The organism is Neptunomonas japonica JAMM 1380 (assembly GCF_016592555.1).
Taxonomy (GTDB): Bacteria; Pseudomonadota; Gammaproteobacteria; order Pseudomonadales; family Balneatricaceae; genus Neptunomonas; species Neptunomonas japonica_A.
On the sequence record NZ_AP014546.1, the window covers coordinates 3454850 to 3468952 of the forward strand.

12 protein-coding genes are annotated in these 14103 nt (G+C 43.7%); 6 read left to right on the forward strand and 6 right to left on the reverse strand.

The window, feature by feature from the left end; genetic code table 11:
- Positions 1 to 2: 2 nt before the first annotated feature.
- The 4 genes from NEJAP_RS16285 to NEJAP_RS16300 form a co-directional block, all read right to left on the reverse strand.
- Complete coding sequence (locus NEJAP_RS16285; protein ID WP_236590972.1) at positions 3 to 602, reverse strand: MarC family protein; 600 nt, start codon at positions 600 to 602, stop codon at positions 3 to 5.
- Positions 603 to 827: 225 nt separating this feature from the next.
- Positions 828 to 2483 carry an electron transfer flavoprotein-ubiquinone oxidoreductase gene (locus tag NEJAP_RS16290; protein WP_201348212.1) on the reverse strand — a complete coding sequence of 552 codons (1656 nt, stop codon included), beginning with the start codon at positions 2481 to 2483 and terminating at the stop codon, positions 828 to 830.
- A 13-nt stretch (positions 2484 to 2496) separates the two neighbouring features.
- Positions 2497 to 4272, reverse strand: coding sequence for an acyl-CoA dehydrogenase (locus tag NEJAP_RS16295; protein ID WP_201348213.1), 1776 nt, complete (start codon positions 4270 to 4272; stop codon positions 2497 to 2499).
- A gap of 205 nt (positions 4273 to 4477) precedes the next feature.
- Positions 4478 to 5539 carry an AraC family transcriptional regulator gene (locus NEJAP_RS16300; protein WP_201348214.1) on the reverse strand — a complete coding sequence of 354 codons (1062 nt, stop codon included), beginning with the start codon at positions 5537 to 5539 and terminating at the stop codon, positions 4478 to 4480.
- Positions 5540 to 5865: 326 nt separating this feature from the next.
- Here NEJAP_RS16300 and NEJAP_RS16305 point away from each other — a divergent pair, with 326 nt between their 5' ends.
- Complete coding sequence (locus NEJAP_RS16305) at positions 5866 to 7656, forward strand: DUF1302 domain-containing protein (protein ID WP_201348215.1); 1791 nt, start codon at positions 5866 to 5868, stop codon at positions 7654 to 7656.
- A gap of 28 nt (positions 7657 to 7684) precedes the next feature.
- A complete protein-coding gene (locus NEJAP_RS16310) occupies positions 7685 to 9034 on the forward strand; it encodes a DUF1329 domain-containing protein (RefSeq protein WP_201348216.1) in 1350 nt (449 codons plus the stop codon).
- A gap of 68 nt (positions 9035 to 9102) precedes the next feature.
- Here NEJAP_RS16310 and NEJAP_RS16315 read toward each other — a convergent pair whose 3' ends face one another.
- The gene (locus tag NEJAP_RS16315) at positions 9103 to 9702 is read right to left on the reverse strand and encodes a class I SAM-dependent methyltransferase (RefSeq protein WP_201348217.1); all 600 of its coding nucleotides are present in this window, start codon (positions 9700 to 9702) and stop codon (positions 9103 to 9105) included.
- A gap of 543 nt (positions 9703 to 10245) precedes the next feature.
- Between NEJAP_RS16315 and NEJAP_RS16320 the strand changes: the two genes are divergently transcribed.
- Positions 10246 to 10683, forward strand: coding sequence for a hypothetical protein (locus NEJAP_RS16320; protein WP_201348218.1), 438 nt, complete (start codon positions 10246 to 10248; stop codon positions 10681 to 10683).
- Between the two features lie 177 nt (positions 10684 to 10860).
- Here the strand turns inward: NEJAP_RS16320 and NEJAP_RS16325 are convergent, their stop codons facing one another.
- Positions 10861 to 11373 carry an NlpC/P60 family protein gene (locus NEJAP_RS16325; RefSeq protein ID WP_201348219.1) on the reverse strand — a complete coding sequence of 171 codons (513 nt, stop codon included), beginning with the start codon at positions 11371 to 11373 and terminating at the stop codon, positions 10861 to 10863.
- A gap of 77 nt (positions 11374 to 11450) precedes the next feature.
- Between NEJAP_RS16325 and NEJAP_RS16330 the strand changes: the two genes are divergently transcribed.
- The 3 genes from NEJAP_RS16330 to NEJAP_RS16340 all read left to right on the forward strand — a co-directional run bounded on the left by NEJAP_RS16330 (position 11451) and on the right by NEJAP_RS16340 (position 14094).
- The gene (locus NEJAP_RS16330) at positions 11451 to 12107 is read left to right on the forward strand and encodes a 2OG-Fe(II) oxygenase (RefSeq protein WP_201348220.1); all 657 of its coding nucleotides are present in this window, start codon (positions 11451 to 11453) and stop codon (positions 12105 to 12107) included.
- A gap of 144 nt (positions 12108 to 12251) precedes the next feature.
- Positions 12252 to 12656: a DUF4332 domain-containing protein gene (locus NEJAP_RS16335; protein ID WP_201348221.1), complete on the forward strand. Its 405-nt coding sequence runs from the start codon at positions 12252 to 12254 to the stop codon at positions 12654 to 12656.
- Between the two features lie 127 nt (positions 12657 to 12783).
- Positions 12784 to 14094, forward strand: a complete 1311-nt coding sequence (locus tag NEJAP_RS16340) for a DEAD/DEAH box helicase (RefSeq protein ID WP_236590973.1) — start codon at positions 12784 to 12786, stop codon at positions 14092 to 14094.
- The last annotated feature ends 9 nt before the right edge of the window (positions 14095 to 14103 follow it).

Here is a 14103-nt window from a genome sequence, read left to right on the forward strand (position 1 = left end):
ATTTATACGTGTGCCATATTGATAATACCGTCATGTATAAACTGTATCGCTAATGCAGCGAGTACCACACCAAGAAAGCGGCGCAAGATATCATCACCCGTCCGGCCAATGATTTTCTTAACATAGCGGGACAGTATCATCATCACCAATGTACCCAAGCTGATGGTCAAAATAGCCAGGGTGATAGATAACGTACCTTGGTAATCAGATGCTTTTGAAAACAGAAGAATCGCTAGCGTTAAAGAACCGGGTCCCGCCAACATAGGAATAGACATCGGAAACACCGCAATATCTTTTCTTTCGGTGGTACTGGTGTGCTCTGTATCTTTGGTAATCATATGAAAGGCTGTATAGAACAACAAAATCCCACCCGAAATACGTAATGCATCGATACTAATTCCCAGCTTATGCAACAGAGGCTCACCAAAGTTACCAAACAGTATTAAAAGCGTCGAAGAGATAACTGCTGCTTTTATCGCCATTTTGACGCGATGGCGCATATCGTCGACAGGGACTAGCGAGTGGAAAATAAGCGCCGCGCCAATCGGATCAATAATAACAAACAGCGCAATCATCGCATTGAGATAAACAGCTATATCCACACATTACTCCTACACAAAAACAATAACTCGACTAAGGTCTAAACAATGAGCGCATAGTAATACTTCACAGGTGATAAATCATCCATTGCCGCAGCGTTCTAGTAAATAGACAAACTCTACATCCAAACCATCCCGCTTACATAAAAAAAGCACCCGAAGGTGCTTTAAAGCTAATGCTAGATCTGTATATGCAATATCGACATATCTGAACTTATATATTCGACCTTACATATTAGGATAGTTAGGACCGCCACCGCCTTCAGGCGTCACCCAAGTGATATTCTGAGACGGATCTTTAATATCACAGGTTTTACAATGCACGCAGTTCTGAGAGTTGACCTGGAAGCTGGTTTCACCGGCCTCATCTTCAACTACTTCATAAACCCCTGCCGGGCAATAACGCTGTGCAGGCTCTGCATATAAGGGAAGGTTCTTCGCTAACGGTACACTGCTGTCTTTGAGTGCTAAGTGGCACGGCTGATTCTCTTCATGATTGGTATTGGAGAGAAATACCGACGTCAGTTTATCAAAGCTCAGCACACCATCGGGCTTCGGATAGTCGATAGGTGTGAACTCTTTGGCCGGACGCATTTGTGCATAATCTTCATGATTATCACGCAGTGTAATGGGCAGCTTACCACCGAAGATGTTCTGGTCAATAAAGTTGAACGCACCACCGAGGTAGGGGCCAAACTTATGCATGGCTGGGCCAAAGTTGCGTGAGCGATATAGCTCATCGTGCAACCACGAGGCCTTAAAGGCCGTATTGAAACTTTCGAGCTGTTTACCACCCGTGCAGCCAGCTTTGAGGGCTTCAAAGACACTTTCGGCGGCAATCATGCCGGACTTCATGGCCGTATGAGTACCTTTGATCTTGGCAAAGTTCAATGTGCCGGCATTACAACCGATCACGAGACCACCAGGGAAGGTCATCTCGGGCAAGGCATTGAAGCCACCTTTAGCAATGGCACGCGCACCGTAAGAAACACGCTTACCCCCTTCTAAATACTGTTTGAGTACCGGGTGGTGCTTGAGGCGTTGGAACTCATCAAACGGGCTCACATAGGGATTCGCATAGTTAAGATCAACAATTAACCCAGCAACCACTTGGTTGTTTTCAGCATGGTAAAGGAAGAAACCACCGCTGGTGCCGCCTTCTAGCGGCCAGCCCGAGCCATGAAGCACCAGACCAGGTTTATGCTTGGCAGGATCAATATCCCACAGCTCTTTAATACCGATACCGTAATGCTGTGCATCCGCGTCTTTATCCAAACCAAAGGTTTGGTAAAGCTGTTTACCCAGATGGCCACGACAACCTTCAGCAAACAAGGTGTATTTAGCGTGCAGTTCCATGCCAGGCATGTAACCATCTTTTTCAGAACCATCTTCAGCCACGCCCATATCGCCGGTGGCAATTCCTTTCACGCTACCATCGTCATTAAACAGGACTTCAGATGCAGCAAATCCTGGGAAGATCTCAACGCCTAGCTGTTCTGCTTGCTCACCTAACCAGCGTGTCAGATTACCCAAGCTAACAATGTAGTTACCGTGGTTATGCATGGTTTTGGGAATAAAAGCATTCGGCAGCTTGGTCGCTTTTTCATTATCTTTTAGCAGGTACAGCTCGTCGTCTGTGACAGCGGTATTAAGCGGGGCGCCACGCTCTTTCCAATCCGGGAAAAGTTCATCCAAAGCGCGCGATTCAACGACAGCACCGGACAGGATATGGGCGCCAACTTCAGAGCCTTTCTCAACGACACATACAGTGAGTTCTTGTTCTTGCTCATTTGCCATCTGCATAAAACGACAGGCTGCGGATAATCCAGCGGGCCCAGCGCCTACGATGACAACATCAAATTCCATCGATTCGCGTTCTGACATCTTTACGTTCTCCTCAGAACTGTTCTATCTCAAGTGCCATCATAGAAGCACTTCCGGCTTTCATCGTTTGTAGGTGCATTTTCACACGCGGTAAAAAGTGTTCACAATAAAAACGTGCGCTCACCTGCTTACTTTCCAAAAACAGTGGATCTGTATCTGTATTACCGCTTAGTGCCTGTGCTTTTCCAGCACTGCGCAACATTAGCCAAGCGCCACATAGGTACCCAAGCGACATCATCAAGTTCACCCCTATCGCAGGGGCCTCTTCTTTATGGGAAAGCAGCCAGTCTACCCCATCTCGCACTGACTGTTCAGCTTCAATAGCATTACTTAGCTCCTGAGTGAATATTTCACCAACTTCAAGCGAAGCTAGCTCACAGCTGATTTCATCTAGTAACGCGAATAATGATTGCCCATTATCTGCCAAGGTTTTACGACCAACAAGGTCCAGCCCCTGAATACCGGTAGTGCCCTCATAGATAGGCAAAATACGAGCATCCCGAAAATGCTGAGCAGCGCCGGTTTCTTCAATAAAGCCCATACCACCATGAATCTGCACCCCCAGAGAGGTTAGCTCCTGAGCGAACTCCGTTATCCAACCTTTTACAATCGGGGTATATAGGTCTAATCGCGCCTGGCATATAGCCGCATCACTAACAGAACCTGTTGTTTTTAATACTTCGAGATTATCAGCTTGAGATGCAGCAACATAGGTTAGTGCACGCATGGCTTGTGTACCTGATTTCATTAACATCAGCATACGACGCACATCAGGGTGATTGATAATCGCAAGGCGGCTGCCGTCACGTAGCGTTCCTTGTAGGCGTTCTTTTGCATATGCCAAAGCATGCTGATAAGCCCGTTCTGAAACAGCTAGCCCCTGAAGCCCAACACCTTGTCGCGCATCATTCATCATAGTGAACATACAAGCTAATCCGGTATGAGGCTCTCCTACTAGGTACCCCACTGCACCATCGCTATCGCCAAAACTCATGACACACGTTGGACTCGCGTGGATACCCAACTTGTGCTCCAAGGAAACTGCCTTTACATCATTACGTGCACCTAATGAGCCATCAGCGTTAACTAAAAACTTAGGAACAATAAATAAAGAGATACCACGCACACCTGCAGGTGCATCCGGTAACCTCGCTAACACCAAATGCACCACATTATCGGTCATTTGATGGTCACCCCAGGTAATAAAGATCTTCTGCCCAAAAATTTTATAATTTCCAGCTTCTGGAACTGCTTTTGCTTTAATTGCTGCCAAATCAGACCCGGCATCAGGCTCGGTCAAATTCATAGTGGCAGTCCATTCACCGCTTATCATTTTTTCTAGATAAGTCTTTTTAAGTGCATCACTTGCATGCTCACTGACAGCTTCAACGGCACCCTGCGTTAACAAAGGACACAAGGAGAACGCCATATTAGATGACTGCCAAATCTCCATCACGGCTGTAGATAATGTTTTAGGTAGCCCCTGTCCACCATATGCAGGATCCCCCGCCAATGATGGCCAACCATTCTCCACAAACTGCTGATAAGCCGCTTTAAACCCAGCAGCCTCCTGCACGCCGCACTCAACCATTTGTGCACCCGCTTGGTCGCCAATTTTATTTAATGGCGCCAATACTTCACTACCTAAACGCGCTGCTTCCTCAAGAATGGCGTCGTTCAAACCCGAATTTAACTCTTCTTGCCCGAGGCGATCACATATCAGAGGAAACTCAACAATATGGTCCAATACAAATTGGGCATCCTGACGGGGAAAGTGGTATTCGCTCATAATGATCACTCCTGAACCCTGCTTCATTTAACCAAGGTTATTATTGTTCTTTAAGAATGCAGAAATGATCACTTAGATCAGGAGCAGCAGCAATGACAATAACAGCCTATTGCTTTGACAAAATTGATCATGATAAATATGAGTATTACCAATAAACTTACTGTAGCAAGCAAAAACGCCTAACAAAAACTGTTTCTAACCTACACTAACTCTTATCAAATTGATGACAATAAACGGCACTCTTACGATATTCACCCGGTGTCATTTGTGTCCACTTCTTAAAAGAGCGAAAGAAAGCAGAAGGCTCATCAAACCCCATTAAACTCGCCACATCATTGATAGACAATTGTGGGGAGTTCATATAGTTGATAGCACCCTCTTTGCGACAGTCATCCTTAATTTTTTGGTAAGAAGTACCTTCTTCCAATAGTCGCCTGCGTAATGTAGATACAGACATGTGTAATACATGGGCTACCTCATCCGCACTGGGCAAATCCCGACTAAAATCTTTACCAATGATAGCCATTACTTGAGATTTTAAACTCTTATCATCATCCACCATTACATGTAATTGAAACGGGGCCGTTTTTAAAAAGCCCTTTAAGGTATCTTCAGTTTGAACAATCGGGTAATCCAGAAAGCGTGCAGGAAAAACCAACGCGTTAGCATGTTGGTTAAAACGAATCTCTGAACGAAATAAGGTACGATAATAATCAGCATCTTCGGGCTCTGGAAAACTAAAATAGGCGGCCTTTATCTCTAAACGCGTTCCAATAAGCCAACTAGTAAAATGTTGCCAAACAGATAATGAGGTACGAATACTATGCGGAGGCTCGTTTTCTAATAATGTCTGAAACTCCGTATTATCCAACTCTTGCGTTGGAGCAAATGAAATCTTTGCATAGCGCCCTCTTCGCAACAAGACCGGTTTAATTCTAGAACCTCGGCAAATTTCATAAAAATCACTACAGCGCCACATAACACGCTCCAGTGTTTTGCAATGCAAAATCGCATGGCACATCATTCTAAATGTTCCGTTTGGCACTTTACCGCCACTAATCATGCCAAAGGATTCATCTTGAGTAATCCAGATAATGCGTTGGTAAAGTTGCCAAAATTTTTGTGCGGGGAACTCAGTCTGATCTTCAATTTCATCAGGGCTAATACCGACATGTTCAAGCAAACTACTGACTTGATACCCCTGTGATTCGGCATGTCCAAGCAGGTGCTTTACATACCCATTTGGCACCGTTATTTTGCGCTCCATGATAGCTCCCTGAAAAATATGTCTCTTATTGTTATCGTTTTTGTCACTATTTTTTGATACTAAAAGCACTGCTGCTTTAAGTCATGCCTTCTTTTGTCAGTCAATCTGGCGTGAATTGTTATTGTCGTACTGAGTTACAGTGTAGATTATTCTAATACAAGCAACACTTGCAAAAATGTCGCTTAAGCTCAACATGTAAATGATATAAAAAATGACTATCTCAGATTACTTAGTATTCGCATTTATAGGAAATGCATCCATACTGGTATATAAGATTTAGCATATATAAGCCGCTGCTAAAAAAATAACAATGCAAGGTGAACGAAATGGCAATAAATACCACCGGAGTGACAAAAGGTCCTCTGCTGAACCCTCAATTACTAAACCGTAAAATACTACCCGCTTTATTAGCAGCCACCCTTGCAGGTCAGGCTTATGGTGTTGAATTCCAACTAGGCGAAGTCGAGGGACGTATTGACTCCCAACTGTCGGTTGGTGCTAGCTGGCGGGTCAATGATCCGGATACTGACTTAATTTCAGAACCAAACGGCGGTAGAGGTTTAGGTTCAGGAAGTTTTGATGACGGAAATCAAAACTTCAAACAAGGGGAGACATTCTCTAAAATCCTCAAAGGCTCACACGAGCTTTCATTAAGCTATAAGAATGTAGGGGCTTTTGTACGAGGTAAATATTGGTCAGACTTCGAACTAGAAGACGGTAAGCGAGGTCACGGTCATACTGAAAATGGCTATGCCGCTGATGACCAGCTTAACGATGATAGTTTTAATGACTTTGCTAAGTTTTCCGGTGCTGAAATTTTAGATGCCTACATCTACGGATACTTCGACATAGGCAATATGCCACTTGATGTACGCTTAGGCCGCCAAGTCGTCAACTGGGGTGAAAGCACCTTTATTCAAGGTGGCATTAACGTCATCAACCCATTTGATGTTAGCGCATTTCGCCGCCCAGGATCTGAAATAAAAGAAGGTTTATTGCCTGTTAATATGGCGTTTGCATCCTTAGGTGTAACCGACAACTTAAGTCTAGAGGCTTTCTATCAAATTAGTTGGGAGCCTACGGTTGAAGATGGTTGCGGTACTTATTTTTCTGCAAACGACTTTGCCGCAGAAGGCTGTAATGGTATTCGTGTCGATGCCGGCGCACTCAATGGCGTTGCCGACAGCACATACTACAACGCTCTCTCTACAAGGGTTATAACCCGTAATAGTGATGGTAAGCGAGATGCCAAAGATTCAGGGCAGTTCGGGTTTGCATTACGCTATTTAGCAGAAGACCTAAATGATACTGAGTTTGGCTTATTCTTTGCCAGATATCACAGCCGTTTGCCTGTGATTAGTGGTGTCAAAACCCCTAATGGCGACCCCTTCGCATCTGAGTATTTTGTCGAATATCCAGAAGATATAAAAATGCTGGGTGTAAGCTGGAACACCAATGTTGGTGAATTAGCTTGGTCAGGCGAAATCAGCCACAAACGTGATGTACCTATTCAGTTGAATGGCCCCATGCTAGTTGCCTCTATGCTGACACTGGGAACAGCAGCAGGTAACCCAGCTAATGGGACGGTTGTTCCCATCGGTCCTGCTGGTTTAGGCACAGAGATCCAAGGTTACACCGCTTTTGATGTGACACAGGCACAAACAACCCTCATCAAAACAGTCAACAACGTCATGGGGGCTAGCCGTTTAGCACTGATCGGTGAGCTTGGCTGGACACACATCCATGACTTTGATGAAAGCGCTTCTGCTCTAAAATATGGTCGCAGTGGTGTATTTGGCTATACGCCAAGCGATGATGATGGCTTTGTCACACAAGACTCTGTTGGCTATGTAGCTCGCGCATCGTTAAGTTACCCGAATGCCATTTCAGGTGTTAGCTTAACGCCACAAGTGAGCTTCAAGCACGGTATCAGTGGCTACGGCCCACAACCTGGCGCTGCGTTTAATGAAGGACAGAAGTCTATAAACCTAAGCTTACAAGCCGACTACTTGGAGCGATACAGAGCACAGATCTCTTACACTAACTTCTTTGGTGGTGATTACAACGAGTTAGCAGATCGAGACTTTATCTCGCTAAGCACTTCTGTATCCTTTTAATAAATCAGCGTGACTATGGAGTAACCACATGATATCGCATCCAAAAGCACTGCTGATCACATCAGCACTCGCTCTTTCCATCAGCAGCATTGTACAAGCTGGCGTTTCTTCTCAGGAGGCGGCTCGTCTCGGCCAAGATTTAACACCCATAGGAGCAGAAAAAGCAGGTAATGCTGCGGGCACTATTCCTGCTTGGACAGGCGGACTAAGCACCTCGACTGATCGCCACACCAACCCATATGCTAATGAAAAACCATCATTTACCATCACAGCAAGCAACGCAAACCAGTATAAAGACTCTCTATCACCTGGGCAGCTAGCAATGCTGGCAAAATACCCTGACACATTCAAAATGAATGTTTACCCGACCCACCGCTCAGCAGCACTACCACAGAGCATTTATAGCAGCATCACGAAAAATGCCACCGATGCCGAGTTAACTCAACAAGGTAACGGTATTTCAGGGGCTACTGAAGCTATCCCTTTTCCGATTCCTAGTGACGGCTTAGAAGTAATCTGGAACCACATGACACGCTTTCGTGGCGGTTCTTTAGAACGAACCTTTGTGCAAGTTCCTGTCCAAGCAAACGGGAGTTTCACAGCGGTAAAGATCAATGAAAAAATGGCCTGGCCTACTTATCTTTCAGAACCATACGATCCTAAAAGTGATGACAACATTTTGTTTTACTTTGTGCAAAAAGTTGAAGCACCTTCACGCTTAACCGGCAATGTCTTATTGGTCCATGAAACAATGAACCAAATTACCCAGCCACGCCAAGCATGGACTTATAATGCAGGGCAGCGACGCGTAAGACGTGCGCCGCAGGTTGCTTATGATGCGCCAGGTACAGCAACTGATGGACAGCGCACCACCGATAACCTAGATATGTTTAACGGTGCACCTGACCGATATGATTGGAATCTAGTGGGTAAGCAAGAGCTATATATTCCATATAACAGCTTCAAGCTGGCTGATAGGGGCCTAAAATATAATCAGATCTTACAGGCCGGACATCTAAACCCTGAGTTAACCCGTTATGAGTTACATCGTGTATGGAAAGTTGAAGCTACCTTAAAAGAAGGTGCTCGCCATATTTATGCAAAACGCACCTTCTACATTGATGAAGATACTTGGCAAGCAGCCATTGTCGATCATTACGATGGACGTGGTGAGCTTTGGCGCGTCGCTGAAGAGCACGAGTTCCAATACCGAGATGCTAACGTGCCTTGGACAGTCGCTGAAATGCTATATGATTTACAATCCGGACGCTACCTTGCAGGAAGCTTAACTAATGAAGAAGGTATTGGTTTTGACTTCACCAAGCGCTTCAGACACAAAGACTTTACCCCACAGGCCATACGCCGACTGGGCAAATAAGTAACACCTGAGCCCCGATAATACCGGGGCTTTTTTATATCTAAATTTTACTAATTATTTAAAGAACATCATGACTTTTGCAGGATAAAATACGCATGTAATTCTGGATATTGGTCATATTCAAAATGCCTACAAATACAACCTAAACTAATAAAAAGCTTTAAGAATCCATTAATACCTAGTGATGAGTAATATACTTCAGGCCCCATAAAATCATCTTTGTGGTCTCCTTTTTCATCTGTACCACCGCAAGAAAATATCAGCACTCCGTTGCTATTAAGAGCAGAAATCAGTTTTGTTAGTACCTTTTCTTGCTGCTCAAGCGGTATGTGCCAAATACTATCCCAAGCACTGATAAAGTCATACTTGTGAGGCAGCTCCCATTCACATATATCTTCTTGATAAAACGTTATGTCAGCATGTCGTTTGCAAGCCAAATTAATCATCTCTTCGGAGACATCAACACCTTCTGGGCTGAAGCCCTTACCTATAAGAAGATCAATAAAGCGCCCAGTACAACCACAGCCAACATCGAGCGCTTTTTCCTTATTTTTTACAAATGCTATAGCTCGTTCATGTTGTTCAATACCATTGCTGCTATTAAAACTACCCTCCTCCCACAGGTGAGTGATTTGATTATAAGCTTTGCCAATATCAACTGGTTTCATAGTTTATTCTCGTGCCTAACATTTCCATCAACGCTGAAGTGATACAAAGCAGCGGCCTAAAATACTGGCCAGCCCATTACCCTAACAAGCTTACAGCCAGAATATCTACCCAAATAATGCGAACCTTTCCTCACCCAGTGCCCCCCCTAATGCTCTCATCTCATCTCAAGCTCTGGCAACGACCTCGTTTGTGGAACCCAATCTAGCCGCAATTTCTTGTTTCTTCATCGATAAAAGATTTTCATCTGGATTCTTTCCTGCAATAGCTAGTACCTGAATGCTATTACAGATACGCCTCCCTCTCTGTAACAAATGCTACAGATGGAAAAATAAAAAAAGCCACCTAACTTTTTATTATCAACTAATATAATAAAGAGCGACCATTGATAATGTTGTATCAATGCAGCAGCAAGAAAACTGTCATTCCTCTAGCTTAATCGCAGGCTAGCGGTTCAACTAATTCAACTGAGGTTCATTTAGCTTAGATTTAAATGTTTCTGCGGAAGGAACTCGCAAACACATCACTTTAATAGGAAAAACAACATGCCTACACTCACTCTCCAGTACTTCATTCGCACACTCATCATCACTTTTGCCCTTTTAACAGGATCTCAAGCATTCGCGGCATCAGCCTGTAAGGGGCAATCAAACACAGCCTGCAACCAGAATAGTTCGTGTTACTGGGTATCTGGATACAAACGCTCTGATGGAGCTAATGTAAAAAGCCACTGCCGTGCCAAACCGAAGTCTTCTTTAAAAGACTCAGCTCAAAAAACGACTAAGAAAACATCATCAAGCGTCGTTAAAAAAACGACGACTGATTCTGCAAAAAACAAAGCCGCTTTGACAACTAAGAAAGAATCTAAAAAGGCAGCCAAAAAGAAGATTAAAAATTCAGAGAAAAAAGTGGTGAAGAAGCTATCTAAGAAAGATAAAAAAAGCACTACTAAAAAAGACACTAAGAAATCAACTAACAGCTAAAAGCCAGCTTATTTTCTGTATATCCAGAGGACCAAGTATTACCGGTCCTCTTAGCTTTATATTTATCGACATTTTCTATGCATAAATGTTACTAGAAACTGTGGATAACCTCTGAGTATGTTGCCCAAGACGAGGTATGACACATTCTCGCAAACTTGATTGTTTTTTATACAACAATTAGTTTTGTAATAGATTTGATGGCCGAACGATTTTCCAGTACTTATCATTCCAGTATGGGTTATCCAACCTTGATTGGGTCACACCTTTACTAGCAGAAGCATGCATAAAGTACTGATTACCTAGGTATATGCCAACATGCCTATCGAACAGGCCTGTTTTAAATAACACTAAGTCGCCTGGTCGCGCTGAACGCCGTGATATCTCTTCGCCAACAACGGCTTGAGCTCTGGTAGTACGAGGCAAATAAAGATCGAATACGTCTTTATAAGTCCTTGCGACAAAAGCAGAGCAATCAATCCCCCTTCTAGAGTTCCCGCCGTACTTATAAGGCGTTCCATTCCACCTTAAATAATGCGCTTGCAACTGACTTTTAACAGGTGAATATGCTGTTTCTGCCTGCTGGTAACTTTGCCCAGCACACCCTGAAAGAACTGCACAGACGAGTATATAACTTAGGCCCGCACACCTTTTACGTAAAGACTGAGTGTATAGTGCTAATAGTTTCGTCATTAATAACTAACCGTTGTGTAATTAATTCAATTACCCTGTAAGCCTACCTAATACGATAACCATGGAAATTCGCATCTTTGAGTACTTCATCCGTTCAGTATAGCTCTACATTAACAGAAGAAACGTTCGATCTCATCGCGACAGCACTTTCTCAGCACGGCTATATCATATTAGAAAATGCCTTACCCCCTAAATTAGTGAGTAACCTTTTAGTTACCGCTACCGAAAAAGTAGCAGAATTTAAACCGGCAGGCATCGGTCGAGCTAACCAGCATCAAGTAAATAACGTCATTAGAACCGATAACATCCTCTGGCTGACAACACAAAACCCTGTCGAATCTGCTTATTTGATCGAAATGGATGCACTGCGTGAAGCCATGAATAAAAGACTTTTCATGGGACTTTTTGATTATGAAGCTAGCTTTGCACACTACCCTAGCGGAGCATTTTATAAAAAGCATCTCGATGCCTTTAAAGGGCAAACTAATCGAGTATTAACGACTGTTTTTTATCTCAATGAAAACTGGCAAGAAGAGCAAGGTGGCAACTTAGTTATTTATAATACAAAGAACAACTCGACGCTCCAGGTCAAACCTGAAGCAGGCACATTAGTCATATTTTTAAGCGATGAGTTCCCCCATGAAGTTAAGCAAGCAACCAAAGATCGCTATAGTATCGCAGGATGGTTCAGGATTAATAACTCTTCGCTAAACCGGGTTGATCCTGCACATTAATTTAACTGGCACATTTCAATTTGCAGCCTTATTATTAAATAATAGGTTAATTACTCTTGGTGGTAGCAATATTTCGCTACTGTTCAGGTGGCACACTTACAATGACTCAATAACTGCTGAATAAAATACTGAGGAAATGAAGGCATGGCTAAACTGACTGATATCAAAGGCATTGACGAAGCTTCTGCAGAAAAACTAAAAGCAGCCGGAGCGACTACACAGGAAAGTTTCCTGACAGCCTGCGGTGATAAAAAAGGACGCAAAGAAGTTGCCAATAATACCGGAATCGACGAAAAAGAGATTCTTGGTTGGTTAAACCGTGCTGACTTGGCCCGTGTTAAAGGCGTAAGCACCGTATATGCAGACCTTCTAGAGCTTGCTGGTGTTGATACTGTTCCTGAGCTTGCTCAGCGTAACGCTGCAAACCTGCATACAAAAATGGAAGAGTGCAACACTGAGCAAAGCTTAGCTGACAAAATGCCGACCACCGCTCAAGTAGAAGAGTGGGTTGCTCAAGCTAAAGAATTACCACGCGCTATTCATTACTAAGCTAGTAATTTAATTACTACCTCAAACGACAAGCAAACCTGCTTGTCGTTTCGCTTTTCCTCTCTCCTAGATAACGCATTTCTGCTAAGATGCACTCTGACTATGAATTTTCAGAGAGTAGCACACGGTGTTCACAGACTTTTCACTTGATACTCGTTTGCTAAAAGCACTCGACGCACTATCTTTTACAAAGCCAACTGACGTCCAAAATGCAACGATGCCAGCAGCTACTGCGGGTAAAGACATATTGGTAACAGCTGAAACCGGTAGTGGTAAAACCGCCGCTTTCGCTTTACCTGTATTACATGCATTACTAGATTCTCCAGCGCCGCAAAGCGGTGCGCGCGTACTGATCCTTACACCAACGCGTGAACTAGCTCAGCAGTTAGCTAAACACATTAACGCTTTGGCTCAATTTACTTTCATCAAAACAGATACGGTCTGCGGTGGTGAAACATTTAAACCGCAAGCGGCGAGACTTAGAAAGAACCCTGAAATATTAGTTGCCACACCAGGGCGCCTTATTGATCACCTCGATAAAAGAACAATCTCTTTAGATGACATCGAGTACTTAATACTTGATGAAGCTGACCGAATGTTGGATATGGGCTTTCAAGAAGATGTTGAGCGTATTTGTAGCACCTGCCCTGACACTCGTCAGACGATGCTATTTTCAGCTACTTTAGCCCATGCAGGTATGCGCTCAGTCATCACCGCCTCCATGAAAGAGCCGGTATCTATTAAGTTAAATAGTCACCGCGAAGCACACACCAACATTCGCCAACAAATTATTCTGGCCAACGATGTCGCTCTTAAAGATAAACAACTCGTTTGGTTGCTGAAAAACGACTCGTTTGAAAAAGCGATTGTATTTACTAATACAAAAGTTAATGCGACACGTTTAAATGGCTACCTTAGATATAACGACATCCGTGCTGGCGTGATCCATGGCGATTTAACGCAAGAACAACGTACACACGCGATGGGGTTGCTTGCCAGCGGGAAAATCAATGTCTTAGTAGCAACAGATGTTGTTGCTAGAGGCATCGATGTTAAAGGAATAGATCTAGTCATCAATGTAGAGATGTCGCGTAGTGGTGACGACCACACTCACCGTGTTGGCCGAACAGGACGTGCAGGCGAACAAGGCGTAGCCATTTCTTTGATTGGCCCAACTGAATGGAACTTGATGTCTAGTATTGAACGATACTTGAAGACACAGTTTGAGCGGCGGGTAATTAAAGGCCTCGAAGGTAGCTATGCCGGCCCTAAAAAGCTAAAAGCATCAGGTAAAGCTGCTGGTACGAAAAAGAAAAAACTGGATAAGAAAATAACTAACGGAAAAGCAAAAGCAGCGAAAAAGAAACCTAATGCTCGCACAAGCGAACCTAAAAATCGCGTTATTGTCGATGGCTTTGCACCACTAAAACGAAAATAAGTAGCGCTA